At 64.3% G+C, this 25,724-nt stretch carries 22 protein-coding genes; 10 read left to right on the top strand and 12 right to left on the bottom strand.

The annotated features are described in order from the left end of the window. Positions 1-18 precede the first annotated feature (18 nt). Positions 19-918: a bifunctional methylenetetrahydrofolate dehydrogenase/methenyltetrahydrofolate cyclohydrolase FolD gene (gene folD / locus MESOP_RS12650; RefSeq protein ID WP_013893719.1), complete on the bottom strand. Its 900-nt coding sequence runs from the start codon at positions 916-918 to the stop codon at positions 19-21. A 185-nt stretch (positions 919-1,103) separates the two neighbouring features. Next, positions 1,104-3,680, bottom strand: coding sequence for a GumC family protein (locus tag MESOP_RS12645; protein WP_013893718.1), 2,577 nt, complete (start codon positions 3,678-3,680; stop codon positions 1,104-1,106). Between the two features lie 200 nt (positions 3,681-3,880). On the opposite strand from MESOP_RS12645, the gene MESOP_RS12640 reads away from it, so the two are divergent. Next, on the top strand, positions 3,881-5,176 hold the full coding sequence (locus tag MESOP_RS12640; RefSeq protein ID WP_013893717.1) for a lipopolysaccharide biosynthesis protein: 1,296 nt from the start codon (positions 3,881-3,883) through the stop codon (positions 5,174-5,176). A gap of 55 nt (positions 5,177-5,231) precedes the next feature. Here the strand turns inward: MESOP_RS12640 and MESOP_RS12635 are convergent, their stop codons facing one another. The 3 genes from MESOP_RS12635 to MESOP_RS12625 are packed head-to-tail and all read right to left on the bottom strand — an operon-like array spanning position 5,232 to position 8,139. Then, entirely contained in the window at positions 5,232-6,176 is a 945-nt protein-coding gene (locus MESOP_RS12635; RefSeq protein ID WP_013893716.1) for a DUF6492 family protein, read from the bottom strand. Further along, positions 6,173-6,976, bottom strand: coding sequence for a WecB/TagA/CpsF family glycosyltransferase (locus tag MESOP_RS12630; protein ID WP_013893715.1), 804 nt, complete (start codon positions 6,974-6,976; stop codon positions 6,173-6,175). Before MESOP_RS12630 ends, MESOP_RS12635 begins: the two co-directional genes overlap by 4 nt. Continuing rightward, positions 6,973-8,139: a glycosyltransferase family 4 protein gene (locus MESOP_RS12625; protein ID WP_013893714.1), complete on the bottom strand. Its 1,167-nt coding sequence runs from the start codon at positions 8,137-8,139 to the stop codon at positions 6,973-6,975. Before MESOP_RS12625 ends, MESOP_RS12630 begins: the two co-directional genes overlap by 4 nt. Positions 8,140-8,310: 171 nt before the next feature. On the opposite strand from MESOP_RS12625, the gene MESOP_RS12620 reads away from it, so the two are divergent. The 3 genes from MESOP_RS12620 (at position 8,311) to proC (ending at position 11,483) form a co-directional block, all read left to right on the top strand. Continuing rightward, a complete protein-coding gene (locus MESOP_RS12620) occupies positions 8,311-9,309 on the top strand; it encodes a glycosyltransferase family 2 protein (protein WP_013893713.1) in 999 nt (332 codons plus the stop codon). Further along, positions 9,278-10,606, top strand: coding sequence for an O-antigen ligase family protein (locus MESOP_RS12615; protein ID WP_013893712.1), 1,329 nt, complete (start codon positions 9,278-9,280; stop codon positions 10,604-10,606). Before MESOP_RS12620 ends, MESOP_RS12615 begins: the two co-directional genes overlap by 32 nt. Positions 10,607-10,667: 61 nt before the next feature. Next, the gene (proC, locus tag MESOP_RS12610; RefSeq protein ID WP_013893711.1) at positions 10,668-11,483 is read left to right on the top strand and encodes a pyrroline-5-carboxylate reductase; all 816 of its coding nucleotides are present in this window, start codon (positions 10,668-10,670) and stop codon (positions 11,481-11,483) included. A 69-nt stretch (positions 11,484-11,552) separates the two neighbouring features. Here proC and MESOP_RS12605 read toward each other — a convergent pair whose 3' ends face one another. The 3 genes from MESOP_RS12605 to MESOP_RS12595 all read right to left on the bottom strand — a co-directional run bounded on the left by MESOP_RS12605 (position 11,553) and on the right by MESOP_RS12595 (position 15,463). After that, positions 11,553-12,965: an NAD(P)H-dependent oxidoreductase gene (locus MESOP_RS12605; RefSeq protein ID WP_013893710.1), complete on the bottom strand. Its 1,413-nt coding sequence runs from the start codon at positions 12,963-12,965 to the stop codon at positions 11,553-11,555. 84 nt (positions 12,966-13,049) lie between these two features. Further along, positions 13,050-14,444: a multicopper oxidase family protein gene (locus tag MESOP_RS12600; RefSeq protein ID WP_013893709.1), complete on the bottom strand. Its 1,395-nt coding sequence runs from the start codon at positions 14,442-14,444 to the stop codon at positions 13,050-13,052. Positions 14,445-14,644: 200 nt separating this feature from the next. Further along, positions 14,645-15,463, bottom strand: coding sequence for an alpha/beta fold hydrolase (locus MESOP_RS12595; protein WP_013893708.1), 819 nt, complete (start codon positions 15,461-15,463; stop codon positions 14,645-14,647). A 179-nt stretch (positions 15,464-15,642) separates the two neighbouring features. Between MESOP_RS12595 and MESOP_RS12590 the strand changes: the two genes are divergently transcribed. The 6 genes from MESOP_RS12590 to MESOP_RS12570 are packed head-to-tail and all read left to right on the top strand — an operon-like array spanning position 15,643 to position 20,262. Further along, positions 15,643-16,896 carry an ABC transporter substrate-binding protein gene (locus MESOP_RS12590; protein WP_013893707.1) on the top strand — a complete coding sequence of 418 codons (1,254 nt, stop codon included), beginning with the start codon at positions 15,643-15,645 and terminating at the stop codon, positions 16,894-16,896. 3 nt (positions 16,897-16,899) lie between these two features. Beyond that, positions 16,900-17,637, top strand: coding sequence for an ABC transporter ATP-binding protein (locus MESOP_RS12585; protein ID WP_013893706.1), 738 nt, complete (start codon positions 16,900-16,902; stop codon positions 17,635-17,637). Further along, positions 17,634-18,347, top strand: coding sequence for an ABC transporter ATP-binding protein (locus MESOP_RS12580; RefSeq protein ID WP_013893705.1), 714 nt, complete (start codon positions 17,634-17,636; stop codon positions 18,345-18,347). Before MESOP_RS12585 ends, MESOP_RS12580 begins: the two co-directional genes overlap by 4 nt. A 9-nt stretch (positions 18,348-18,356) precedes the next feature. After that, a complete protein-coding gene (locus MESOP_RS12575) occupies positions 18,357-19,232 on the top strand; it encodes a branched-chain amino acid ABC transporter permease (RefSeq protein ID WP_013893704.1) in 876 nt (291 codons plus the stop codon). Further along, positions 19,229-19,597 carry an ABC transporter permease subunit gene (locus tag MESOP_RS36145; protein ID WP_245265077.1) on the top strand — a complete coding sequence of 123 codons (369 nt, stop codon included), beginning with the start codon at positions 19,229-19,231 and terminating at the stop codon, positions 19,595-19,597. The genes MESOP_RS12575 and MESOP_RS36145 overlap by 4 nt, the downstream gene beginning before the upstream one ends. After that, positions 19,543-20,262 (top strand): branched-chain amino acid ABC transporter permease, encoded by a 720-nt coding sequence (locus MESOP_RS12570; RefSeq protein WP_245265076.1) that lies wholly within the window; start codon positions 19,543-19,545, stop codon positions 20,260-20,262. The genes MESOP_RS36145 and MESOP_RS12570 overlap by 55 nt, the downstream gene beginning before the upstream one ends. 24 nt (positions 20,263-20,286) lie before the next feature. Here MESOP_RS12570 and MESOP_RS12565 read toward each other — a convergent pair whose 3' ends face one another. From MESOP_RS12565 to MESOP_RS12550, 4 genes are all read right to left on the bottom strand, one after another. Further along, the gene (locus MESOP_RS12565; RefSeq protein WP_013893703.1) at positions 20,287-21,603 is read right to left on the bottom strand and encodes a M20 family metallopeptidase; all 1,317 of its coding nucleotides are present in this window, start codon (positions 21,601-21,603) and stop codon (positions 20,287-20,289) included. A 54-nt stretch (positions 21,604-21,657) separates the two neighbouring features. Continuing rightward, a complete protein-coding gene (locus MESOP_RS12560) occupies positions 21,658-22,581 on the bottom strand; it encodes a MurR/RpiR family transcriptional regulator (protein ID WP_013893702.1) in 924 nt (307 codons plus the stop codon). Between the two features lie 152 nt (positions 22,582-22,733). Then, positions 22,734-24,290 carry a peptidoglycan L,D-endopeptidase MepK gene (locus tag MESOP_RS12555; RefSeq protein WP_013893701.1) on the bottom strand — a complete coding sequence of 519 codons (1,557 nt, stop codon included), beginning with the start codon at positions 24,288-24,290 and terminating at the stop codon, positions 22,734-22,736. Between the two features lie 213 nt (positions 24,291-24,503). Next, a complete protein-coding gene (locus MESOP_RS12550; RefSeq protein WP_013893700.1) occupies positions 24,504-25,646 on the bottom strand; it encodes a hypothetical protein in 1,143 nt (380 codons plus the stop codon). Positions 25,647-25,724 lie beyond the last annotated feature (78 nt).

Genomic DNA, 25,724 nt, shown 5'->3' with positions numbered 1-25,724 from the left:
TTCAGGGACAACCCGGGCTCAGAAGGAGGGCCGTTTCAGTCCGGCCGCAAGGTAGGCCGAAGCTAACGTATTGGCCATCAGCATGGCAATGGTCATCGGCCCGACACCGCCGGGTACCGGGGTGATGGCGCCTGCTTCCTTGGCCGCCTCGGCATAGGCGACATCGCCGACGAGGCGAGACTTGCCCTCGCCCTTCTCGGGCGCGGGAATCCGGTTGATGCCGACATCGATGACGGTGGCGCCGGGTTTCACCCAATCACCCCTGATCATTTCGGGCCGGCCGACGGCGGCGACAAGAATGTCCGCCGTGCGGGCAAGCGCCGGCAAGTCCTTGGTGCGGCTATGGGCGATGGTGACGGTGCAGTTGGCGGCAAGCAGGAGATTGGCCATCGGCTTGCCGACGATGTTGGAACGGCCGACGACAACCGCGTTGAGGCCCGACAGGTCCTTGCCGCGAACGCGCTCGATCAGGAGCATCGAACCGGCGGGCGTGCAGGGAACGAAGGCGGTGTCGAGTTCACCGGTGCCGAGCTTGCCGACATTGATGAAATGGAAGCCGTCGACGTCCTTCTCCGGCGCGATGGCCTGGATGACCTTGCCGGCGTCGATATGGCCGGGCAGCGGAAGCTGCACCAGGATGCCGTTGATCGCCGGATCGGCGTTGAGCTCGCCGATGATCTTCAGCAGCGCGTCCTGGGACGTGTCCGCCGGCAGCGTGTGCTGGAGCGAATGAAAGCCGCATTCCTTGGCGGTGCGGGATTTGGAAGCGACATAGACCTGGCTGGCCGGATCCTCGCCGACGATGACCACGGCAAGGCCGGGCTTGGCCTTGCCCTTGGCGACCAGCTCGGCGGTCAGCGCCTTGACTGTCCGCACCACGTCTTCGGCAACGCTCTTTCCGTCAATCACTTCGGCCATGGACTATTACCCTCAACACCGTTTCGCTCAAATCCTGGATCAAGTTCCAAAGGCATGCCTTGGCGACTTGCGCAAGCGCGGCATTCTCACGAAAATTCAAGCACGCAATCCCGTCAAAGCGCCGTCTCATGCCGTTTACTCGAAACCGGCACGGTTTTGTTCGGCACCAGCGATTTTCGTATGGCTCAGAAGTAGCGGCGGCGGGCGCGGCTCTCGGTGAGTTCGCGCACCGCTTCGCGGAACTCGCGCAGGCTGGCGCGAATTTCCTCGATCGGCGCCTGTTCGGCGCTTTCCTCGACCTGCGAACGAGGCTCCGCCGGCGGCTGAGCCGGATAGGTCTGCGGCTGCGGTTGCGGATACGGCCCGGCATAGGGCGCCATGGCCTGGGCGTAGGGAGAGCCCGCCGGCGGCTGCCATGGCTGCATCTGGGGATGGCCCACCGGTGCCGGGGGATAGGACGGCAAGGGGGGCGCCGGATAGTTCGCCTGCGGCGGCATCACGGGCGACCGCGACGGCGGGCCCATCGGCCCTGAATAGGCGGCGTTGAAGCCTGGCTGAAAAGGCGGCCGCGGATAGGCCGTCGCGCCCGGCGGCGGCATGAAGGCGGGATTCGGTTTCGGATAGCGCGAAGGCATGGCGGCATTCGCCCGCCACGCATCTTCGCCAAAGGCAGCGAACTCGCTGGAGTTGTCATCATCCACCTCGGCGGATGGCTTGCTGGACATGGCGTTGCGCAGCTTCGCCATCAGCGCGCCGATCCGCCCGGGCCGTTCTTCGGCCACGGCTTCGGCCTGCGCGATAGGTGCGGGCGGCGGCGAGGCAGGCGGAGGGGGAGGAGGCGGTGCCGGGGGCATGGGCACTGCCGGCATTGGCGGCGCAGGCGGAGGGGGTGCGCGGAACGCCTGGTCTTCGAGAGGCGCCTTGCGGTCACGGCGCGAGCGCGATGTCGCGGTCTCGCGCAAGCTTTCATAGGCGCCACGCATGGCGCCGAGACCAATGCCTGAGGCAAAGCCCAGCAGCAAGCCGGCGAGCGCCGTCACGGCCCGCGACGGGCCTTTCGCCTCGAGCGGCGCAAAGGCCTTGGAGATGACGTTCATGTTGGCGGTGTTGATGTCCTTCTGCTCGCCGGTCTCCTTGGCGCGCAGCAGGAACTGTTCGTAGACGGAGCGCTTGGCGGTGGCTTCGCGCTCCAGTTCGCGCATCGACACCAGGTCGTTGTTGACGTCGCCGCTGCGGACCTTGAGCTGGGCAAGGCGAGAAGAGAGATCCTGTTCGAGTTGGACGGCGCGTTTCAGGTCGACCTGCAGCGAAGACGCGATGCGGCGCAATTCGCCGGCGATGCGGTCGCGGGCGCCGGCGATCTGTGCGTCGAGGGCCTGGAGTTCGGGATGGCGCGGCCCGAGCCGGATGGCGGCGCGGTCGGCTTCCTGCTTGAGCGTTGCATATTGCGAGCGCAGGTCGCTCATCGTGTTGGAGTTGATCTCTTCCGGTAGGGTGCCGGAGAGCACGGAATTGACGTCGACCGAGCGCGCCGAAGCCGCCCTTGCATTGAGCTCCAGCGTGCGGGCGCGGGCGACCGAGAGCTGTTCGTTGAGCTTCAGCATTTCGTCGTCGCTGATCAGGTGGCCCTGCGCGTCGACAAGATCGTGCGAGGCCCTGAAATCCTCGACCTTGCGCTCGGCCGCCTCGACGCCCTTGCGCAGTTCATCGAGCCTTGCTGTCAGTTCGTCCGTCGCGCGGCCGGCGGTATCGGACTGGATCTGACCGAAGGTCTGGAGAAAGACGTCCGTCATCGTGTTGGCGATGAGGGCGGATTTCTCGCCATTCTGCGTGGTCGCGCTGACGGTGATGACGAAGGTCTTGCCGCCGCGCTCGACCGAAAGGCTTTCGGCCAGATTGCCGACGGCGAGCGCACGGCGACGGACCTCGTCGACACTGCCCGGGCCATCCTCGCGCGACAGAATCGAATGGACAAGCGACCTGATGCCGAGGCCGCCGGACCCTTCTCCATTGAACTCCGGATCGTTCACCAGGTTGAGCTTGTCGACGACCTTGTTCAGCACCGTGCCCGAAGTCAGCACCCGGACCTGGTTTTCGACGATGGCAAGCGTGGCGTCGGAGGCGACCACATTCTGGGTGAGATCCCGGTCGGTGAGCTTGAGGTCGCGCGGATCGACGATGAGTTCGGCGGTGGCTTCATATTTCTTCGGTGTCGACAGCGCGATGGCGATGCCGAGCCCGGCACCTATCAGGGTGGTCGTGATGATCAGCAGCTTCGACCTGGCGACGCCGCGCACCACCTGCATCGGATCGATCAGCGGCTTCCATTGCTGATCGTCGCCGCGATCGCCAAAGGATGCATCCGCTTCGCCACGACGGGATCCGGACCTGTCATGAGAGCGGGCGCTGGCGGAAACCTCCTCGGCAGCCATCCTTGCGTGCGGCATGCGTGCCGGCTGATTGCCGGCGCCATAGTCGTCCTGCGCACGCCAAGCGTCTTCCCGTGCAGCCGCTTCCGGCTGTTCGTCCGGCAGAAACCGCCCGGCTCCGACGTCGGCAGACGAGGTTGGATCCGTGCGGGCCTGACGCCGTGAACGGGCAAGACGATGGCGCGTGGCGGCATCCTCGCGCCATGACGGATCGGCCCGGTCCCCTATCGAGACGAGGGATGCGTCGGGATCGTCCTCACCGCGCACGGCCTGGCCGAGCGCCAGCAGCGAACGCTCACGCTTCCAGTCCTCGCGGTTTTCCCTGTCAGCCATTGTCCTGGAGCTTTACCCTTGGAGGCTTGCAGAACGGCGTTGGCCATTCGTTAAGCCACGCTAAACAGGCATGGAAAACAAAACGTTAATTTTGCCCGCCCGGCATGCCGTTTCTCCGCCCGGCGGCACAATTTTCCCAACGCACCCAAAAGCCTCAGAACGGCACGTTAAGCTTTCCCACCTATGCATTTCCTTGACGCATGACTGAGGCCAGCGACATACCGCAAAGGCGGACCCTCGCCCGGATCGGCACTTTCGTGGCCGAACGACGGGGGCTGGTCCGCGACTATTTTTCGGCGATCAGCGGCGCCGGCGGTCGGCTGGTATTTTCGCTGGCCTATTTCATCGCGCTTGCCAACACGCTGTCCATCTCCGAATTCGGCATGTTCGCCACAGCGTCCGCCGCCGGGGTGATGCTGTCGCGGCTCCTGGCCTTCGGCTTCATTTCGGCGCTCTACCGCACCGCCACCATCCGGCCTAACCTGATCGGCACCTTCACCGCCGGCTTCCTGCTGCTCGGCATCGTCTCGCTGCCGCTGCTGGCAGCGGCCTCGTTCGGCGTCTACCTGATCTTCTTCGCCAACACCGTGCCGCTGCCGGTGTTTTCGGCAATCGTGTTCGCCGAAGCGCTGCTCTGGCGGCCGGTCGAGGTGGCGCTGATCGTCAACAACGGGCTGGGGAAGTTCGGCCGCGCCGCCCTGCTGGCGATCCTGACCACGGCGCTGCGGGCGCTTGGCGCGGTGCTGTTCATGATCTCGGCGCAGCACAGCGTCTGGGTATGGTCGTGGTTTTATATCGGCGCCAATGCCGCCTCTCTGCTTCTGGCTTTCGGCTGGTTCTATCCGCGCCAGCGGCTGCGGCTGCGCATCGAGCTTTATCTCAGGCGGCTCGCCGATTCCGTCTACGTGGCCGGCGCCGAGGTGCTGTTCTATCTGCAGATGGAGTTCGACAAGCTTCTGGTGCTGGCGATCGGCGGGCCGCATCTGGCCGGTATCTATGCCATCATCATGCGGCTGGTCGACCTGACTGCGATCCCGATCCGCACCTTCTCGATGATGCTGGTGCAGCGCATGATGCGCGCGCCCGAACTGTTGTCACGGCTGGCGGTCAAGAGCGGCATCGAGGGCGGTGTGTTCGCGGTCTCGACGCTTGCGCTGCTGACGCTCGGCATCGTGCTGCACTTCTTCCCCAACGCGCTCGGCAGGAACGTCTCCGAAGCCGCCCCGCTGGTGGCGCTGGCGATCTGCGTTCCGGGACTGCGCAATCTGGTCGAATACCAGGCCGAGCTTCTGTTCGCGCGCGGCCAGACGCTGGTGCGGGCGCTCAATCTCGGCCTGCTCGCCGCTCTGAAGGCGCTGCTGCTGACCTATGTGCTGACCACCATCGCCGACACGCCGAAGCTGGTGCTGTCGCTTAACATCGTCTTCCTGCTGCTCTATCTGGCGTCGATGCTGCTGACCTATTCGGCGCTGCGCAGGCCGGCAAAGCCGGTTTAGGGCATGCTCGTTCCGAGCATGATCTTTTCCGAAAACCGCTTCCCACTTTTCGGGATCATGCCTCAGCCAGCCCGATCAGACGGCGGATGCGGCCGATATCGGTGCCGATGAAGGATTGCATACCGATCGCCACCTGCTCCGGCGCCATGCCGGCAACGAAGCGGCGGAACTCGTCGTCCGACAGCGCCTCGCCCGTCCAGTGGACGCGGCAGAACTCTTGCGAACCGTGAAAGTGGCCGGCGCCGTCGAGTAGATCGTCGACGTAGCGGCCATAGATCATGCATTCGGAGAATTGGCGCGCCGAGCCGATGACCTCGACCCAATCGCGGCCATGGACCCTCTCGATCCGACCGCACATGGCCAGCACAGTGTCGCGGCGCCAAGCGATCAGTGTCGAAATATAATCGTGGGCCGATGTTCTGGACGGGTCGATGCCGAGCGCCGAGCCGGCATTGCGCGACCAGATGCGGTGCTCGTCATGCCCGTCATCGGCAAGCACATCATCGGCAAGCACGCCGTCGCGGCGGAACAGCCGCGCCTTGCCGTCGCGCCAGAAGGCGCTGCAGTCGAAAGGCCTGAGGAACGCAACGTCGGAATCGCAGAAGATCAAGACGTCTTCCCTGGCGTGGGCCGATATCGCGATGCGGCGCAGTTGCTGCACGTGCCAGCCGCGCAGCGGCTGCGTTTTCAGGCTGAGCCAGACGCGCCGACGAAACAGGCTGAGCGGATCGTCGAAAGCGCGCAGCCAGCGCGGCAGCAGGTCCCGTTCATCGACGACCGTGCGCCGGCTGGTCTGCAACTGACGGAAAAGCGCGACGTCGCGATGTTCGACCAGGATGTAGTGGTGCGCGGCGCCCGAGACATGCCGGTCAAGCGTTTCGCACAACAGGCGGCAACGCTCGAAATCCGGCGCGTAGCTTGCCGTTACCACCGCCGCCGCCGGCGTCTTCGGCAACAGGCCCGAGCCGGCAAGGGGATCTGGGACGAACCGCTTGTTCAACGGAGCTCTCCTGGTGCATCCGCGACAGCCTGGCCGCCCGACCATTTCTGCTTGACGACCCGCCACAAGAACAAGGGATTGCCGACCACGTAGCGGCGCCAGAGCCGGCCCGGTTCGACCGCCAGCCGGAACAGCCATTCCAGCCTCAGGCGGCGCATCCACATTGGTGCTCGCGGCACCGAGCCGCTCAGGAAATCGAGCAGCGCGCCGACCGCGATCGGCAGCGTGCAATGGCGTTCGTCGATGTGGCGTTCGATCCACAATTCCTGGCGCGGCACCCCCATGGCGACCAGCAGCATATCAGGCCGCAGCCTTGCGATCCGGCCGATGATCTCCGGTTCCTGCGCGGCGGAGAAATAGCCGTCGTGAATGACCACGAAGCGGTGCTGCGTGGCGAGGGCCGCCAGCTTGACCGACGCCGCCTCGGCGTTGACACGCGTGGCGCCAAGCAGCCCAACGGTCAGCGGCTTCGTCGATGCCCGCAGGAAGGCCGGCACGAAATCGGTGCCGTTGAGATTGTCCGGAAATGGCGCGCCGTAGAGCAGCTTTGCGGCGAGATCGACGCCGATGCCATCCGGCAGAATGAGGAAATCGTCGAGCGCCTCGGCAAAGACAGGGTCGGTATAAGCGATGTTGGCATTGTGGGCGTTGAGAAAACTGACCTTGGTGAAGCGCCGCTCGGAGATCAGCCGGTTCAGCAGGGCGATCGCATCATCCCAGCGGATGGCGAGCACCGAGATTCCGAGGATCGTCTTCAGCGTGTCGAGCCCGGACGCGGCGCGGGAGGTGTGCATGTTCATGCAAACGCCTCCTGCCTGACCACTCCGATTTTTTCGAGGCCGAGCCGGATGGCGGCATCGAGCGCCCTGATCTGCTCGCGATGGAACGCGCTGCCGTCGACGTCGCGGATGTCGGCTGCGGCAGCTTCCAGCGCCCTGGCGAAGCCGGCTGGATCGTCGGTGACGACACAATTGGCGGGACGATAATCGATACCGCGCAGCGAGCGGCTGGTGGCGACCGAAGGCAGGCCGAGCTCGAAGGTCTCGATGGTCTTCAGCTGCACGCCGCTGCCGGCGGTGCTGATCAGCGGGACGACGGCGGCGGCGCGCACGAAGGCCTGGGCATCGGGCACGCGGCCGACGAATTCGACACCCGGATGCGCCGAGGTGACGCCCGACGGCATGCTGCCGGCGATCCTTATGCGGAAATCGGGCCGCAGATGCGGCACCACCTTATCCAGGAACCAGTCGAGGCCGATGCGGTTCGGCTGCCAGGTCCAGGTGCCGATCAGCGCCGCGTCACACTCGATGCGGCGCGGGCCTTTCCGGGCCTTGGCGCCGGTTACCAGCGGAAGCACCGCCGAGCGGTCATCGGAGGCAACGCCAAGGGCTGCACGATCTTCCTCGGCCAGCGTGAAGACGAAGCGCGCTTGGCGGCAGAGACGCTCTTCCACGACCTCGAGCAGGCTTGCCTCGCGGCGAAACAACAGGCGCTGCAAGATGCCGGTGACGGCAGCGGCATTTTCCCGTGCCGAAAGATGCTCGACATTGTGGGCGACGAAGATCGAAGGCCGGTCTTCGAAGAGCTTTTCGAAAGCGCCGGCGAACTGCACGGAGTTCAGTACATAGCCGTCGAAGGGGCCGGCGCGTTCGATGGCGGCAAGAACATCGCTGTCGGACACCGCCCGCAATTTGACCGACGCGAAGGTAAGACCCGAAAGCATCGCCTTGCCGACCCAGGCCAGCTTTTGCAGTGCGGAGGCATTTTCGGTGCGCACGTCGACGGCACCCAGCACGACGGTGTTTTGCGGATCGGCCGCGGCCCTCCCCGGCCAAATGAAGCCGATGACCGTGACGCGCGCGCCAGCGCGCCGCAAGGCGGCGATGATTGCAGCGTTGGCGATCTCGTAACCGGAGGCGGGAGCGCCATCGGGCACGATCGATGTGGCGAACAGCAGATGCATCTCACCTATCCTGTGGTGTAGCCGGTAGCAAAGCGCGGTGAACCCTTGATTAAGCGAGCACGATCAACGGCCGAAAGCCCATAGCCGGCGGGCTTCTCCGTGCAAGGTGATTAACGAAACCTTATCACCGTGATGCTACCAGAACCCAACTCACTAGGCGGCTGGACACGGATGATCCCTTTGCCATCGGACGGTTCGGTATCGATCGCAGGACGGTCTCCCCGGCTTGACGCGGAGGCTGTCGAAGCGGTCGTCACCTTGCCGACCTTCAAACGGCCCGAACAGGTGCTGGAAACGCTGGCATCGCTGCGGGCGCAGCGGACCGGCAGGCGCTTTGCCGTCATCGTGATGGAAAACGAGGCCGAGGCGCGTGAAGGCGCCAAGGCAGTGCTGCCACTGTTCGAGCGCGGCGAGATACCGGGCATGGTCATCATTGCGCATGAGCGCGGCAATTGCAGCGCCTACAATGCGGGATGGCAGACGGCGATCCTGCACTTTCCGAACTTCAGGCATTTGCTGGTCATCGACGATGACGAGATCGCCGAGCCGCAATGGCTGGAACGGATGTGCCGAGCAGCCGAAACGCTCCGCGCCGATATCGTCGGCGGCCCGCAGGTGCCTGTCTTTGCCGATCCTTCCCATGCGCGATGGGCCGAACATCCGGTCTTTGCACCTCCCTACCGGGAGACCGGCCGGGTGCCGGCGCTCTATTCGTCCGGCAATCTTCTGGTCGGGCGCGACGTGCTTACCGCCATGGCGCCGCCCTTCCTCGATCTCAAATTCAATTTCATGGGTGGCGGCGATTCCGATTTCCTCAGCCGGTCGGCGCAGAGAGGCTTCGTGCTGGGGTGGTGCGCCGAAGCGGAAGTGCGGGAGATCGTCCCGGCGCGGCGTGTCGAAGTCGACTGGATCCGTGCGCGCAGCCTGCGCAACGGCGTCATCTCGACGCTGGTCGAGAAGAAGAAACGTGCAGGCACGCCGATGGCCGGAGCCAAGGTGTTTGCGAAGAGCCTGGCGCTGCTTGCCGCCTCGCCGTTTCGCGGCCTGATCCGGCTGGCGCGGACAGGATCGCCGGCGATCGCCATCTATCCCATTCATGTGGCGCTCGGCCGCGTGCTGGCCGAATTTGGATATGCCAATGAGCAGTATCGCCAGCCCGAGAAAAACTGAGCGCGCGCCGCTCAGCGCCGCGTTCACGCGTGACGGCGTGGCGACCGCGATCGCGGCGCTTCTGTTCACCGTCATCATGGTGTCGTTTCGCCCGTTCCAGCCAGCCGGCGCCGAACTCACCGGTGACGGCGGCGACATCGTCAACCAGCTCGGCTTCGGAGCGCTCGGCGGAATTTCGATCTTCTCGCTGATGGCTTTCGCCGATCCGCGCATCGTTCGCTCGCTGCTCAGCCCGTCCTGGATGCTGATGCTGGGCTTCTTTTTCCTCTCGGTGGTGCTGGCGACGGACCCGCCTTCGGCCATGCGCGCCGCGTCCTTCACCATGATCGGCATCCTGACCATGGCGACGATCCTGGTGCTGCCGCGCGATGCCGAAGCCATCTCCAAGGTCATCATCTTCACCGCTGTCGTGGTCATGGGCCTTTCCTATCTCGGCCTCATCGTTTTTCCGCACGAGGCGATGCACACCGCCGATTCACAAGAGCCCGAGCACGCGGGCCTGTGGCGCGGCGTGTTCACTCACAAGAACATCGCTGGCCCGATCATGGCCTGCTTCAGCTTCGCGGGCCTCTATCTCTACCGGCGCGGGCAGCGCTGGTGGGGTGCGGCAATCTTTTGCGCGGCGATGATCTTCATGCTGCACACCGGGTCCAAGACCACCGCCGGCCTGGTGCCGTTCTCGATCCTGATCGTGATGTTCCCGAGCCTGATAGGCATGCGGCTCGGGACGCCGATCCTGTTCGCGTTGGCGATCGTCGCCACGGCGGTTGGCACGCTGGGCATCGTCTTCCTGCCGCCGGTCAAACATTTGGCGGCGATCTATTTTCCCGATCTCACCTATACGGGGCGCACGACGCTGTGGGAGTTCGCCGGCTCGATGCTGGCGAAGAAGCCATGGACCGGCTACGGCTATGAAAGCTTCTGGGGCACACCGCTGCTGCTCAACCAGGACCAGCCCTTCGACCGTCCCTGGGACATCCGAACCATCGTACACGGCCATGACGGCTATCTCGACATCGCCGTGCTGATGGGCATTCCAGCGCTTTGCGTGGCGGTCTACACCTTCCTCATCGCGCCATTGCGCGACTACATGCGCATCCCGCTGCGCAAGGAAAACATCTTCCTCGGCGACTTCTTCATGATGGTAGTCCTGTTCACGGCGCTCAACGCTTTCCTCGAAAGCTTCTTCTTCCATCGCGGCGACCCGGTCTGGCTGTTCTTCGTGTTCGGCGTGCTTGGCCTGAGGCAGGTGTCGTTGCGGCCGATCGCGGTGCGCAACGCCTCCCGCCCGGCCTGACAGGGGCTTCCCCAGAGAACCGCGAGCGTCTATGTCAGGGCCTTGCTTCGGAGGGCTTTCGATGACGATCAGGCTTGTTCTCGCCGGCTGCGGCAATATGGGTTACGCCATGCTCTCGGGCTGGCTGAAATCCGGCAAGCTTGCACCTTCGGCGGTTTTCGTGGTCGAGCCCAATGCCGACCTGCGCAACCGCGCCGCCGCACTGGGCTGCGGCACCGCGGCGGATGCCGGAGCTGTTCCCGCCGATGCCGTGCCTGATCTCGTCGTCATCGCGGTGAAGCCCCAGGTGATCCGCGACGTCACCGCCGCCTACAAGCGTTTCGGCGATGGCCGCACGACCTTCGTCAGCATCGCCGCCGGGACGCCCGTGGCCACGTTCGAAGAAGTCCTGGGCAACCGCGCGCCGATCGTGCGCTGCATGCCGAATACGCCCGCGGCGATCGGCAAGGGCATGATGGTGGTGTTCTCCAACCCGCTCGTCTCTGATGGTGCCAAGCGTTTCGTTGCCGACCTGTTGTCGGCCAGCGGCGAAGTGGCCACCATCGAAGACGAGGGGCTGATGGATGCGGTGACCGCCGTCTCGGGATCGGGACCGGCCTACATCTTCCACTTCATCGAAGCGCTGACCGTCGCCGCCGAGAAGGCCGGCCTGCCGACGGCGACCGCCAAGCTGCTCGCCATGCAGACCGTCTATGGCGCCGCCTCGCTCGCGGCCGAGAGCGGCGAGGAACCCGGCCTGCTGCGCCAACAGGTGACCAGCCCGAACGGCACGACAGCCGCGGCGCTTGCCGTGCTGATGGGCGAGGACCGGCTGACCAATTTGCTGACGCAGGCGGTGGAGGCAGCGCGGCTGCGGTCGATCGAGTTGGGGAAGTAAGCCGCCCGTCGAACGTCGCCGATGCTCGACATCAGGGATTGCCCCACATGTCGTCGATCTCATCCTTGTTCACAGCCGGCCACCCTCGCTACCTTTGGTCCTGAGATTGCCAGCGATTGCAGCCAATCGTTCTGACAGGAGCGTGCGGCCTGTTTCTTGATTCAGTTCAGCGCCACCGTACAGCATCTCGTCCTGCAGCCGGCGCAAGGCGAACAGCCTCGTCGTGTGGTCGGGCGCGGCGTTGTCGGCGGTCAGCAATTCGCCTTTCCTGACCGGCTTCAGCACCTTGCCGCCCTCGAGCAGGCCGACCGGGACGGCGCGCTGGGCACGGGCTTCGCCGACGGTCATGGTCCAGGAGCGGTAGCAGGTCTCGCCGATCGCATCGAAGGCTTCTCCGGCCGCGAGATCGCGCTTGGCGACCGCGCACACTTCGGCGACCGGCCGGGGCAGCGGCACCATGTCGGGCTTGCCGAAGAGCACGATGCGGGCGGCGGTCAGCGGCACTTCCAGCGAGGTCAAATGGTACGGCCGGAACAGGCTGTAATAGGGGCCGTGGCCGATATGAAGATCGTCCATGCGCTCGAGGATGCGCGGATGCGTCGCTTCGACGATGACGAAGACACCGGGCGCGACGCCCTTGCCGATCGTGTAGTCGACGACGCCTTTCTTCAACAGCAACCCGCCATCCTCGCGTGGTATGAGTACCTTGACGAGGTCGTCGCGGTCGGCTTTCGGGCCGTGCATGCCGGGCACGTCCGGGACCAGACCGGTGGCGTTGGCGATGGCGCACATCTCGACCATGGTCTTGGAGCCATCGACGAACTCGACCAGCATGCGCGGGTTCATGTTGCGGCGGATCGCTTCATCGCGATAGTCGTCAGGCACCGCATCGTGGTTGAGCGGGTTGTTCTTGCCCTTGCCGGCCGAGATGATGGTCAGGCCCAGCGCGGAGGCGAACTCGATCAGCTCCATGCAGCTCGACGGCTCGTCGCCGGCGCCGACCGAATAGACGACGCCAAGCCTGTCGGCCTGCTGTTTGAGGTAGCAGCCGATGGTGACGTCGGCCTCGACATTCATCATCACCAGATGCTTGCCGTGCTCCATCGCTGACAGGCAGAAATCGGCAGCGACACCGGGCTTGCCGGTGGCGTCGATGACGATTTCGATCAGCGGATTGGTCACCAGCATCTCGTTGGAGGTGATGGCGATTTTTCCCGCTTCGATCGCGGCGGTCACCTTGGACGCGGTGTTTGCTTCAACCGCCATGGCTTCATCGCCATAGGCTATGCGGATGGCCTCGCGCGCCGTGTGCGGGCGCCGGGTCGAGATCGCGCAAACCGAAATGCCAGGCATCAGCATGCCTTGGGTGACCAGATCGGTGCCCATTTCGCCCGAGCCGATGACACCGATGCGCACCGGCCGACCCTCGGCGGCACGCCTGGCGAGATCGCGGGCAAGCCCGGTCAGGGCGACATTGGTCATGCTGGCGCGTCCATGGTTCGTGATCTAGAGGCGGCAATAGCAGGGAACCGCCCTCCCTTGCCAACGAAACCGCCTGATGTGGCTTCACACCACCCTGACATAGCTCGTCATTCCCGATTTCTGGTGCTCGATGATGTGGCAGTGCAGCAGCCAGTCGCCGGGATTGTCGGCGACGAAGCCAAGCTGAACCTTCTCGTTCGGCTGGATGAGATAGGTGTCCGAAATCAGCGGCTGAACCTGGCGCGTCGAGGACGACAGCACCTTGAAGCTCATGCCGTGCAAATGCATGGGATGCGATTGCGGCGTCAGGTTCTCCATGTCGATGACATAGCTCTTGCCCAGCTTCAATTCAGCGAGCGGTGCCGTCGGATCCGGCGTATCACCCGGCCACGGCACCTTGTTGATGGCCCAGAAACTGTAGCCGAGCGAACCGCAGATGCTGTCGCTCGGGACGTTTTCGGCCGTGGCGCTGAGGGCCAGGGAAATATGCTGGGCAGCGGTGAGATCCACTTCCTTCACCGGATTGACCTCGAGCGGAGCAATGTCACGAACGTCCCGTTTGAGCGAGCCGCCGGTCGCGCGCAGGTTGGCGAGGATCTTGGGCTTGGTGCCCCTGACATCCCGCAGGCTGACGATCGCGCCCTCGTCGTCGGGCATGCGGATGGCGAGTTCCATGCGCTGTCCCGGTCCAAGCAGCAAGGCATCGGGCGAAAAACGCTCAGGCACCGGATTGCCGTCGAGCGCCATGACGGTCGCCTCGGCCCCGTCGACGCGGAAGGCATAGATGCGGGTGACGTCGGTGATGGCGACGCGCAGCCGCACCAGCCCACCCGCCGGTGCATCATATTGCGGCTGGTCGAGCCAGTTCGCGGTCCGCACCGTGCCGTAGGTGCCGGTTCTCGCGGCATCACGCGGCCGAAACTGGTCGATGAACTGGGCGTCGTCGCCAAGGCGCCAGTCGCGCAGATTGAGGACGAACTCTGCGTCGAATTTCGGATCGCCGGGGTTTTCGACCACGATCACACCGGTCAGGCCGTGGCCCATTTGCTCCAGCGTGTTGCAATGCGGGTGATACCAGAAAGTGCCGGCGTCGGGCGGCGTGAAGGCGTAGTCGAAATGGTCGCCGGTGTAGACGTAGGGTTGGACCAGGAAGGGCACGCCATCCATCTTGTTCGGCACGCGAATGCCGTGCCAGTGGATGGTCGTCGGGTCGTCGATGGCGTTGACAAGGCGTGCGGCGAAAGGCTCGCCCTTTTTCATCCTGAGCACCGGCGGCATCCCGGCATTGCCATAGGTCAGTACATCCCTGGTCAGGCCGCCGTCCATCAGCTTCGTCTGGATTTTGGCCGTCTGCAGCACCACCGGTTCGGGCGCGGCGGCTGCCCAGCTACCGAGCCGGCCGATGGCGGAAAGCCCGACGCCGCTGACGCCGGCGACGGCGGCGGTTTTCAAAAGCCGGCGGCGTGTGAGTACGGTCATTCGGCGCTCCAACTGCAAGGCGACGGCCCTGGACTCTATCGCCGCCCTGGATCATGAGCGAGCCGCCCGTGCAAATGGCGATATCGGCACATCCATCTCAGTGCAAGTCGGCCAGCAAGGCTTGCGCCTCTGCGAGGTTTTTCTCGGAGCCCAATCCTGGTTGATGGCGACCGGTCGGTGGCGTCGGCCTTCCGGCTGATCTATGCCTGATCCACGCTTGCCAGGAAGCGGGCGAAGATCGGGTCAAAACGATCCGGTGAATCCCAGAACGGCGCATGGCCTGACCTGTCGAGCAGATGAGCCTTGCCTTCCCAGAGGTTGGAAAACTTCACCGCGGCAACGAAATCGGTGTTGACGAAAGGCTCGTCCATGCCGTTGAGAACGGCGATCGGCGGCGTCTTGCCGGCGACGATCTCGCGCTGGTTGCGGCCGGTGCCAGCCGCGAATTTCTCGAACATCAGCCGCCGCGCCCGTCCGTCGGTGCGCGCGACCGTGTCGAGGAGGAAGGGCTCGAACGGCTCGCCGCAGGTGCTGCGCGCATAGGCCTCGACATCGGCGGCAGTGAAGGCTTCCTGCCCGGCAAGGTGCATATGCGGGCTCGACTTGAAGCCGTTGCCGACCTCCTCGGCCGAAACAGGCGGGGTGCCTGATACCATCAAGCCGAGCAGGCCCGGAAATCGGTCGATCATTTCCAACCCGATATGGCCGCCGAGCGACCAGCCGAAGACGATCGCCTTGTCCACGCCGAGCAGCCCGAGCACTTCGGTCATGGCATCGGCATAACCTTCCATGCTGTAGGAGCGCTCCGGATCGATCGCGTCGCCTGATGCCCCGTGCCCCGGCAGATCGGGTGCGATTAAATGGTAGCGCTCGCCCAGCGGGCTCTCGAGCTGGTTGCGGAAGACCGCGCTGGAGGACGAGTTGCCGTGGATCAGCATCACGGCGGTGCCTTTGCCGCCGGTCTCGCGAAGGGCGATCTTGCCGTGGGTCGTTTCAAGGGTCTTCTGCGAGATCGTCATGGTTTGCTCCGTCGGGAATGCCTTGTTTTAATGCAGATGCGCAGCAAAGCGCCACCTTGGGCGGGAACCGACTTCCCAGTCAGGTTGCGTTGAAAATTCCTTTTCAAATAAGAACAATTATGCGTAGATTGTCAATTATCCAACTCCCGATGAACGGGAGGAAAACAGGGAACGGCACGATGAAATCCAAATCCGCAGCCAACAGAATCCGCCATATGCTGATCAGCACCGCGCTGATCGGCGCCTTTGCCACGGCGAGCGCGCCCGCCTTCGCCGAGGTCGTCAAAATCGGCCTGCTCGCGCCGATCACCGGACCCGCCGCGGCGGACGGCCAGGAATTCCAGCGCGGCGTGCAGATGGCGATCGACGAGGCGAATGCGGCCGGCGGCGTTGCCGGTAACACGTTCGAACTGGTGGTCGGCGACGTCAAGGATCAGTCCGCCGGCAACGTCACCAGCGCGGTCGAGCGCCTGCTCGGCGATCCCGGCGTGCAATTCATGCTGACCGGCTACGCCAGCCTGACCAATTTCGAGATCGACAACATGGCCGAGGCCGAGATGCCCTACATGCTGGCCGCCACCTCGCAGCAGACCAAGGACATCATCGCGCCGGACCCCGACAAGTACATGTGCTGCTGGTCGCTGACGCCGTCCTTCGACGCCTACAACACCGACGTCACCCTGTTCGTCGAAAAACTCGCGGCCGACGGCAAGATCACCTTGCCGACCAAGAAGGTCGCCATCATCTCCTCCGACAACGCCTATTCGAAAACCATCTCGGAAGGCATGAAGAAGACCTTCAAGGAGAAGGGCTGGACCATCACCGTCGACGAAATCGTGCCGTTCGGCGAAGTGACCGACTGGCGTTCGATCCTGGCCAAGGTGCGCCAGAATGTTCCCGATGTCGTCATCAACACCGATTACCTGCCGGGCAACTCGGCATCCTTCCTGAACCAGTTCCTCGAACAGCCGACCAAGAGCCTGGTCTTCCTGCAATACGCGCCGAGTGTTCCCGAATTCGTCGAGCTGACCGGCAAGAAGTCGGACGGCGTCATCTACAATCTTCTGGGCGGGGCGCTGACGACGCCGAAGAACCCGCGCGCCGACGAGGTGGCGGCCAAATTCAAGGCGAAATACGGTGTCGAGAGCGGCACCTACGGCGTCGGCCTCTACGAGATGACCAATGTCTATTTCGACGCGGTCAAGAAGGTCGGCGGCGCGTCCGATCACGCGGCGATCATGAAGGCGCTGTCGGAGACCGACAAGCAGGTCGCTGAAGGCCGGCTGAAATTCGATCCGGCCACCCACCTCGCCACGCAGGGCGACGACTATATCCCGATCACCTTCTTCCAGATCTGGGACGGCAAGCGCGCGCTGATCTCCCCGGAGAAATACGCAACCGGCGCCTTCAAGCCGCAGCCCTGGATGCAGTAAGGGATGGCCCTGCTTGAACTGGACGACGTGTCGAAGGCCTTTGGTTCGCTGAAGGCCGTCGATGGCGTGTCGTTCAAGGTCGAGGCCGGCGAGATCTTTGGCATCGCCGGCCCGAACGGCAGCGGCAAGAGCACGCTGTTCAACATCATCACCGGCATTCCGTTCGGCCCCGACCGGGGGCACATTCGTTTCGATGGCACCGCGATCAACGGCAGACCGGGACATGCCATCGCGCGCCTCGGCCTTGCCCGCACTTTCCAGCGCGAGACCAGTTTCGACGGGCTGACCGTGTTCGAGAACGCGCTGATCGGCGCCAGCTATGGCAAGCAGGAAAAAACGGCCGTGGCAGCTCGCGATGCCGCCGCCGAGGCGCTGGAATTCGTCGGGCTCGGGTCCGCGTCCTTCGGGCGGCCGGCCGGCGAGCTTTCCGTCTTCGAGCGCAAATGCCTGATGCTGGCCACCGCGATCGCCATGAAGCCACGCATGCTGTTGCTGGACGAACCGGCGTCGAGCCTGACCAAGCCCGAGATCGAGACGTCGATCGGGCTGATCCGCCGCACCGCCGAACGCGGCATCACCATCCTCCTGATCGAGCACGTGCTGACATTCCTGATGAGCCTGTCGCGGCATCTGCTGGTGCTCAACAACGGCCGGGTGCTGGCCGCCGGCGAACCGGCCGATGTGATCGCCGACCAGCGCGTCATCGAGGCCTATCTCGGAACCAGGAGGGCTGTGGCGTGAACCCCATCCTCACCGTCGAAGGCGTCACCGCCGGCTACGGCCGTGTCACCGTGCTGCACGACATTTCGCTGGAGGCGGGGCGGTTTGGCAATGTCGGCCTGTTCGGACCCAACGGCCACGGCAAGTCGACGCTGCTGCGGACGATCTCCGGACTGCTGCAGCCGAAGAGCGGCCGCATCCTGTTCGACGGACAGGACGTTGCCGGCCGCAGCGCGCGTGCCATCGTCGGCGCCGGCCTGATCCATGTGCCGCAAGGCAACCGGCTCTTTCCCGACCTCTCCATCGCCGACTGCATGGCACTGGGCGCCTATTCGCCGCGTGCCCGTCCGCATGAGGCGGAGAACCGCGAGAAGGTGACCAAGCTGTTCCCGAAACTGGCGGAACGCTGGCGCCAGCGCGTGCGCACGCTTTCGGGCGGCGAACGACAGATGGTGTCGATCGGCACGGCGCTGATGAGCCATCCGCGCCTGCTGATCCTGGACGAGCCGACGCTGGGGCTCGCGCCCAAGATCAAGGACGAGCTCTGCGCCTCCGTCATGGACATTTCGCGCGGCGGCGTGCCGCTCATCGTCGTCGAGCAGGACATCGAGTTCCTGCTGGAACTGACGCAGCAACTCTACCTCGTCAATCACGGCGCGGTGGCGACCGAGATCAAGCCGGGCGAAAGCCTCGACCACGGCGAGATCATGTCCATGTATTTTGGCCATTAGGACAGCAGCATGAGCGCACTGGCGGAAATCCTGTTCGGCGGCCTGTTCCAGGGCTCGCTCTACGCCATGATGGCGGTCGGTCTGGCTCTCGTCTGGACGACGATCGGCGTGTTCAACTTCAGCCATGGCGTGTTCATGATGCTGGGCGCCTACATTGCCTGGCAGCTGGTCGAGCTTGGCCTGCCGGCAGCCGTGGCCTTTCCAATTGCCGTCGTCGTCATGGCCGGCGTCGGCTGGATCCTGCAGGCGAGCGTCGTGCGGCCGCTGATCGGCCGGCCCAACATCGTGCTCGTCGTCGTCATCACCACGCTGGCCGCCGGATCGCTGATCGAGAACGGTGCCTTGACGATCTGGGGGCCGCGCTCGAAGCAGATCCCGGCGCTGATCGACGGCAATGCCACAATCGGTGGCGTCGGCGTTTCCCTGCACCAGATCGCCATCATCGTCATCACGCCGCTGATCCTGGCTGCGCTGTGGATGTTCCTCAACCGCATGCGGCTGGGGCTGGCGCTGCGCGCCGTGGCGCAGAACGAGGACGCCAGCCATCTGGTCGGGCTGAACGTCACCGCGCTCTACGGGCTCGCCTTCGCCATCGCCGCTTCGCTGGCGGGGCTGGCCGGCATCTTCATGGGCGGCTATCGCTTCATGTCGCCGGTCATGGGCAGCGATCCGCTGCTCAAGGCGCTGATCGTCGTCGTCTTCGGCGGCATATCGAGCATATCGGGGCCGATCTTCGCCGCCTATCTGATCGGCTTCTTCGAGGCCGCCTGCAGCTATTATTTCGGCCTCTACTGGACGCCTGCGCTGCTGTTCGGCGTGCTGATCCTGACCCTGATGGTGCGCCCCGAGGGCATCTTCGCCAGCCGCTCGCGAGGCCTCGCATGACCGACACGACATCGCCGATCGCCTCGATCCGTACGGAAGCGGCAAGCCCGGTCGCTCCCGGCCGCACGCCGTGGAAGCACGAGGCCGTCGGCTTCGTGCTTGGCTTCGTGCTGCTGGCACTGCTGCCGCTGGTCTTCGGCGACACCTATGCCCGCCACATCCTGATCATGGCCTTCATCTATGCGATCGTCGCGTCGAACTGGGATCTCAGCCTAGGCTATGGCGGCGTCTTCAATTTCGGCCATCTCGCGCTGTTCGGCATCGGCGTCTATGCCTACAGCCTGCTGACCAAGCTCAGTGCATTCGACCCGTGGATCGCGTTGTTGCCAGCGGCATCATCGCCACGCTGGCGGCGATCTTGGTGACCATCCCGATCCTGCGGCTGAAAGGCATCTACATCATCCTGGTGACCTTCGGCTTCGCGCAGCTGGTGATGCAGGTGATCCTCAGCCAGTCCGACATCACCGGTGGCACGCAAGGGATCGTGCGCATTCCGGGGCTCTATGTGTTCGACCACAACATGATCCGCGACGGCAAGTTCGCCTATTTCTACATCGCGCTGGCGCTGCTGGTCGCAAGCACGCTGTTCCTGCGCGTGTTCGTGCGCTCGCGCGCCGGGGCCAGCATCGTGGCATTACGCGACAATGAGGAATACGCCATCAGCCGCGGCGTCTCGATCGTGCGCCAGCGCATGCTGACCTTGGCAGCCAGCGCCTTCTTCACCGGCATCGCCGGCGCCTTCTACGCCGCCTACCAGCGCAACGCCTCGATCGACGTCTTCGGCATGAGCCTGGCTACCATCATCCTGTCGATGGTGCTGCTCGGCGGTACCAGCACAATCTACGGGGCGATCGTCGCTTCCTTCGTGCTGACGATCTTCGCCGAGTGGATGGCCGACTTCGGGGCATGGCGCCCGATGATCACGGCGGTGCTGATCATCGGCGTGATGCTCGCCTATCCCAGCGGGCTGGCCGGCATGATCAAATCGGCATGGGGTGCCGTCGCCGGGCGGATCAACCGCCCGGCCTGACCACGTTGAAACAGCGGCGCCGCCTCAACGGACGCCGCACCAGTCGATAACGGATGCGGCGATAACCTTGGCGGTCTCGACCACCGATTCCACCTCGACATATTCGTTGGCGCCGTGGAAACCGTCGCCCGACGGGCCGAAGATGACGCCGTCGACCCCGGCACCGGCGTAATGCGCGGCATCGCACACGGCGACGAAGCCGCGCACCTGCGGCGCCTTGCCGACCACCGCCTTGCGCTTCATCAGCGATGTCACCAGCGGATGATCGACCGGCGTGTTCATCGGCGGAAAATGCAGGCCGCCGAGCTCCCACTGGATCGCAGGCGGGTTGTCGCGCAGCCAGGCGTCGGTCTGGGCGAAATGATGGACGAACGTCTCGAAATCGCGGCGGTAGTCGGCCGAATTCTCGTCGGGCAGGAATTTCATGTCGAGATCGAGCACCGCGACATCGGGAATGATGGCCGGGTTGGTCATGACCGTCGGCAAGCCGTGCTCGCCAAGGCCGGTGCCGGCATGCATGACACCGATGTTGATCGTGTTCATGCCGAGCGGCAGCAATGGATGCGATTTCGCCCGCGTCCGGTCCAGCTCATACTGGCGGACGGCGGCAATGAAGCGGGCGGCGATCTCGATTGCGTTGACGCCCGGCTCGAGCCGGTCCTTGTCGTGGCGCTGCGGGTAGATTTCATTGTAGCGCAGCGCCGAATGCGCGTTGCGGCCACGGATCGTCACCCGCGCCCATTCGAGCCCGCCCTCGACCGGCAGGACATCGCCCCAGGTCGGTTCGGCCACCAGCACCGCCTTGGCGAGCTTGCCCTTCTTGACCGCATCCATGGCGCCGAAGCCGCCGGCCTCCTCGTCGACGACGGAGTGGATGGCCAGTCGGCCTTGCAGCGTGATGCCCGCCTTGCGGATCGCGTGCGCGGCGGCGATGCAAGCGGCGACGCCGCCCTTCATGTCGACGGCACCGCGGCCATAGAGCCGGCCATTGGTGATCTCGCCACCGAACGGATCGACGGACCAGTCCTTGATGGCGCCGACCGGCACGACGTCGATGTGTCCGCACAGGATCAGGCTGCGGTCCTCGTCTCCGGCCCATTCACCGACCAGGTTGGGACGGCCGGGCAAGGCGTCCCATTGTTCGGTGCGGAAGCCGTCCCGTTTGAGGATCGGCTCGAGCAGCGCCTGGACATCCGCCTCGCGGTTGATCGTCGCATTGGCTTCGAACTTGGGATTGACCGAGGGAATGCGAACCATGTCGCGGGTCAGTCCGATCAGCCAGTCACGGTCGGTCTCGATCTCAGCCTGCACAGCATCGATGATTGTTTGGTTGTCAGGCATCTTCTCGGTCCCTTGGTTATGCTACGATAGCGGGAAGCGCCAAGCGCATCGGGGTCACTTTTTCTCGGCCTTGGATTTGTGGGCTGGCTTCGACGGCCCCGCGTCATCGGACGAGGCCGGTTCGGCGGCATCGAGCGTGACCGCGTTGGCACTGCGGATCTTCTCGATGTCCTCGATCCGCTTGCGGACCCCCGCGCCATGACCTTCCAGCGCATGGGCGAAGACGGTTTCCATCTGCGCGACGGCGGTCGCCAGCGTGTCGAACGGCGAATTGGCGTCGATCGCCGCGACCATGGTCAGGTCGGCGATATCGGCGATCGGCGACAGCCAGACATCGGTGAACAGCAGGACGGAGACGCCGCGCTCGTGGGCCTGTTGCGCAAAGCTCACCACGTCCGACTGGTAGCGGCGGTAGTCGAAGACGACGAGAAGGTCGCGCTTGCCAAGGTCGATCAAGAGGTCGAAATCGGCCGGACTGAGCGAACCGATGTCGCGCACCCCGGAGCGGAATTGGAGGAGGTAGCCGGCAAGCATGGAGGCGATATGCCGACTGAAACGGCCGCCCAGCAGCACCACCTGCCCCTTGGTTTCGAGCAGCAGGTTGACGGCGCGCGTATAGGCTTGCAGGGGCACCGCCGTGCGCGTGCGCTCCAGACTGTCGGAAACCGAATGGAAATAGGCGAGTGCCGTGCCTTCGCTGGAGCCGCCCGGGCGCTTGGCCTCCATCATCAGAAGCGGCGAATGCAGCCTAGATTCGACCTCGGTGAGCAGGCGCGCCTGGAAATCGGCAAAACCGACATAGCCAAGCTTGGTCATCAGGCGCGTCACGCTCGGGTCGCTGACCCCGGCGCGCCGTGCCAGCCGGGTCGCCGTGCCTAGCCCGGACATGGGATAGTCGGCAAGCAGGACCTGAACGATCTTTTCTTCCGCCGACGTGAACGCCAAGGTGGTATTGGCCAGTTCTTCGCGGATCGACATGGTCATCGCCTCTCGCTGACGGAAAGACGATTAACTTACAATTTCATTTAGGATTGTCAAATTTGGAAAATATCTTACAGAGCCGAACGGGCGTCTCTATGGAGGCGGCTGATATCCCGCGACGGGTCTGGGCCGTCGCGGCCGTCGCCTACCTATTTGAAGCTGGCGATGGGCAGGAACTTCACCGCGGAGCCGGTGAAGCGGCGGTGATCGGACATCTGTCTTCGCGGCTGGAACCCGTCGAGATAGATCTGCTCCGGTGCCGTGCGGATGAAATTAGCGGCGATGACCGGCGCCGCCGTCGGTTCGGCTCCCCTGGCGATGACGCGACCTGCCGCAAGCGGCCGGCCGGGCGATGCGGCCGGCACGATAACAGCGGTGGCTTCGGGATCGAGACGTGGCTGGACACGGTCGGCCTTCAGGCTGGTCCTGACGCGCTCTTCGGGTTTCGACGGAGCGACCGCGATCCGCTGCCCGGCCAGCTTGTCGAGGCCGTCATCAGGATGATGCATGGCCAGCAGGGCACCGACAGCATCGCCGGATTTGGCCGCTTCCGGCTGATGCGCCGGGCTCGTCTGGCTTTCCGGTCGCCATGTCGGCAACGGGATGTTGAGCGCCACCATGTCCGGCGCGACGCTTGCCGGAGCGGGATCCGTCTTGCCCAGGGCATTGGCTGATGCCGGCTTGTCGTCCGGCGGTTCGGCGCGCGGCGCGAAGGCCGGCAGCGGCACTGAGCCCGGCGCCATGGCCATGACAGTCGCTTCAGGCCCGGCGAGCGGTTCTTCCGCGGGATCGGCGGTGGCCGTCCGGATGTCCGCGCGCTTGGCATCCTGCGGCGGCACGATAGCTATGCCCTGCCCGGCCGACCCGGGTTCAACGGACTTTGCCGGTTTGCGTGGCGCCGGCGCCGCTTCCGCGACATCATCGGACTCATCCCCGCCGCGCCCCAAAAGCGTCGCCAGCAGGCCGCGCGACTTGCGTTGGCCGCCATCGACGCTTGCCAGTTCGATGTTGGGTGTGCCGGCGGCCTTGCGCGATTTGTAGGCGGCAAACGCCTGCTCGTAGCCTGGCAACGGTTTGCCGTCGCTCGGCACATGCAATGTATTGCCGTTGGGGAAAACCCTGGCGAGTTCCTGGCGGCTGATGCCCGGCCAGTGCCGCACATTGCCGACATCCATGTGAATGAAGGGCGACCCGGAGGTCGGGTAATAGCCGACACCGCCGCCCTGCATCTTGAGACCGATGTCGCGCAGCTTCTTCAGCGGCACGTCCGGCAGGAAGAAGTCCATCGCGCGGCCAACCATGTGCTGGCTCTCGCGAGCCACGCCCTTCGAGCGGCCGCGCAGCATGGCATTGGTCGCAGGCGAACGATAGGCGCTGACGATGTGGATGTAGGCTGTCGAGCCGCTGGCCCGGTAGGCCTGCCAGACAAGGTCGAGCAGGCGCGGATCCATCCTGGTCGGCTCGTTGCGGCGCCAGTCGCGCAGCATCACATTGATCTTCTTCAATCCCGCCTGATCGTAGCGCCCGTTGCGCTTGAAGACGATCTCGGCCTTTTCGCCGGTATGCAGATGCTGGATCTTCAGGCTGCGCGTCTCGGCGAACGCGCTGGTGACGCACATGCAGAGGAACGCTGCCACGACGGCCGGCAACCGTGTCCAGCAACGGGAAGCGCCGGGCGTGTCTTGTTCGCTTTCAATCACGGTCATGCCTTGCACATCGTTTTTGTTTCGGGCGATTTGACGTCCCCGCCGGGATGAGGAACTTTCTCTTCGAGCCCTCGACCTGGCGAGCAGGCTTGATCACGCAGACGGGCACCCGTCATGTCGATGAACAGCATCTTGGTTAACGAATCGTGTCGGCGCTGGGAACGGGACGCTCCACCTCGACGGCCGCCCCGGACTGAATTTCAGCCAACCACTTCAGCGGAACAGATATTTCGACACTTCCGGGTTGCCGCGCCGCCACATCACATTGTCCAGGAAGTAATGGTGCACGTTGATGAATATCCACGCGATAAAGAGGAAAAGCGACGAGCCGAACACCGCCTTGTCGTAGGGAACCAGGTCCGCCAGTGCCATCGGCACCAGCCAGAAACCGAGCGCCCCGAGAATTGCGCCGACGACGATGAACGCCAGCACGCGCAGCCTGTACACCGGTCCAAGAATGGACAGGATTTGCCATCGCGGCCTCTCGACGGCATCCGCGCGGTCGCGCTCGACATTGGTCTGGTAGCGCCAGACCACCGCCAGATATTGCAAGGAATGGAGCGCCGGCACCACCAGCAGCCAGAGCGGGTTCAACGTCACGAAGAGGATCCAGGCATAAAGGGACACGAGGTAAGCGACGACGCCATTATACGGCAGCGCCCCACCATGCCTGCGCCAACGATTGATGAACATCACCGCGGTAGCCGCCGAGGAGGCGGCGGCGATCGACATGGCGATGGTGATGAGCCATGGCGGGACGGCGAAGGTGTAGTATTCCAGACCCCAGAACTGCCTCTCGGTGATCACCACGTTCGTCTGAAGCCAGGCGAACAGCCACACGGCGTAGCCGTTGAACAGCAACACCTTCTTGTCCTGATCGCTGAAGAATTTGCGCTTCAGCACGGCGTCCACCATCAGCATGCCGTAGCCTTGCTTGACGTAGTGCCAGCCGACGAAAAAGCCCATCGCGTTGGTCGCATTGCCGAGCAGCCGGGCGTTCCCCGTCAGCGAGCCATAGGCAAAGAAGGCGGCCATGGCCAACGGGACGACGATGCCCGCGAGGATATAGCGGATCTGGAGACTGCGGCCGTAGCCCTCGCCGCGCACCTTGCGCGAAAAATTGCGATAGAAGATCTGGTATGAATGACCGAAGTGCGGCTGGTTTATAAGATGGGAGAGCAAGAACATCGTCAGCGTCAGGGCCGCTTCGTATCTGAGCGGCACGAAATACAGCACCGGCAGGATGACAAGCGCGCTCCCGCCAAGCATGAAAAAGTCGATGAACGGGCCAAAGAGATATTTTTGCGGGGCAGCCGCGACCGAGGCCGGGGCATCCGCCGAAAGGTGAAGTGCCATGGTGCCTTCTCCCTGTGATCGTTTATTTAGCCATCGACCCGGGCGCCCGGCAAGCCGCTGGTGCGCGAAAACGACCTG

Source organism: Mesorhizobium opportunistum WSM2075, assembly GCF_000176035.2.
Lineage (GTDB): Bacteria > Pseudomonadota > Alphaproteobacteria > Rhizobiales > Rhizobiaceae > Mesorhizobium > Mesorhizobium opportunistum.
Note: the sequence above shows the minus strand (reverse complement) of the source record. Positions and strands in the feature narration are given on the sequence as shown.

What these genes read in the sequence shown, in the direction of transcription:
- folD (WP_013893719.1), bottom strand. Translation starts at nt 918, where the DNA reads ATGGCCGAAGTGATTGACGGAAAGAGCGTTGCCGAAGACGTGGTGCGG.
- MESOP_RS12645 (WP_013893718.1), bottom strand. Translation starts at nt 3,680, where the DNA reads ATGGCTGACAGGGAAAACCGCGAGGACTGGAAGCGTGAGCGTTCGCTG.
- MESOP_RS12640 (WP_013893717.1), top strand. Translation starts at nt 3,881, where the DNA reads ATGACTGAGGCCAGCGACATACCGCAAAGGCGGACCCTCGCCCGGATC.
- MESOP_RS12630 (WP_013893715.1), bottom strand. Translation starts at nt 6,976, where the DNA reads ATGAACATGCACACCTCCCGCGCCGCGTCCGGGCTCGACACGCTGAAG.
- MESOP_RS12625 (WP_013893714.1), bottom strand. Translation starts at nt 8,139, where the DNA reads ATGCATCTGCTGTTCGCCACATCGATCGTGCCCGATGGCGCTCCCGCC.
- MESOP_RS12620 (WP_013893713.1), top strand. Translation starts at nt 8,311, where the DNA reads ATGATCCCTTTGCCATCGGACGGTTCGGTATCGATCGCAGGACGGTCT.
- MESOP_RS12615 (WP_013893712.1), top strand. Translation starts at nt 9,278, where the DNA reads ATGAGCAGTATCGCCAGCCCGAGAAAAACTGAGCGCGCGCCGCTCAGC.
- proC (WP_013893711.1), top strand. Translation starts at nt 10,668, where the DNA reads ATGACGATCAGGCTTGTTCTCGCCGGCTGCGGCAATATGGGTTACGCC.
- MESOP_RS12605 (WP_013893710.1), bottom strand. Translation starts at nt 12,965, where the DNA reads ATGACCAATGTCGCCCTGACCGGGCTTGCCCGCGATCTCGCCAGGCGT.
- MESOP_RS12600 (WP_013893709.1), bottom strand. Translation starts at nt 14,444, where the DNA reads ATGACCGTACTCACACGCCGCCGGCTTTTGAAAACCGCCGCCGTCGCC.
- MESOP_RS12595 (WP_013893708.1), bottom strand. Translation starts at nt 15,463, where the DNA reads ATGACGATCTCGCAGAAGACCCTTGAAACGACCCACGGCAAGATCGCC.
- MESOP_RS12590 (WP_013893707.1), top strand. Translation starts at nt 15,643, where the DNA reads ATGAAATCCAAATCCGCAGCCAACAGAATCCGCCATATGCTGATCAGC.
- MESOP_RS12585 (WP_013893706.1), top strand. Translation starts at nt 16,900, where the DNA reads ATGGCCCTGCTTGAACTGGACGACGTGTCGAAGGCCTTTGGTTCGCTG.
- MESOP_RS12575 (WP_013893704.1), top strand. Translation starts at nt 18,357, where the DNA reads ATGAGCGCACTGGCGGAAATCCTGTTCGGCGGCCTGTTCCAGGGCTCG.
- MESOP_RS36145 (WP_245265077.1), top strand. Translation starts at nt 19,229, where the DNA reads ATGACCGACACGACATCGCCGATCGCCTCGATCCGTACGGAAGCGGCA.
- MESOP_RS12565 (WP_013893703.1), bottom strand. Translation starts at nt 21,603, where the DNA reads ATGCCTGACAACCAAACAATCATCGATGCTGTGCAGGCTGAGATCGAG.
- MESOP_RS12560 (WP_013893702.1), bottom strand. Translation starts at nt 22,581, where the DNA reads ATGTCGATCCGCGAAGAACTGGCCAATACCACCTTGGCGTTCACGTCG.
- MESOP_RS12555 (WP_013893701.1), bottom strand. Translation starts at nt 24,290, where the DNA reads ATGACCGTGATTGAAAGCGAACAAGACACGCCCGGCGCTTCCCGTTGC.
- MESOP_RS12550 (WP_013893700.1), bottom strand. Translation starts at nt 25,646, where the DNA reads ATGGCACTTCACCTTTCGGCGGATGCCCCGGCCTCGGTCGCGGCTGCC.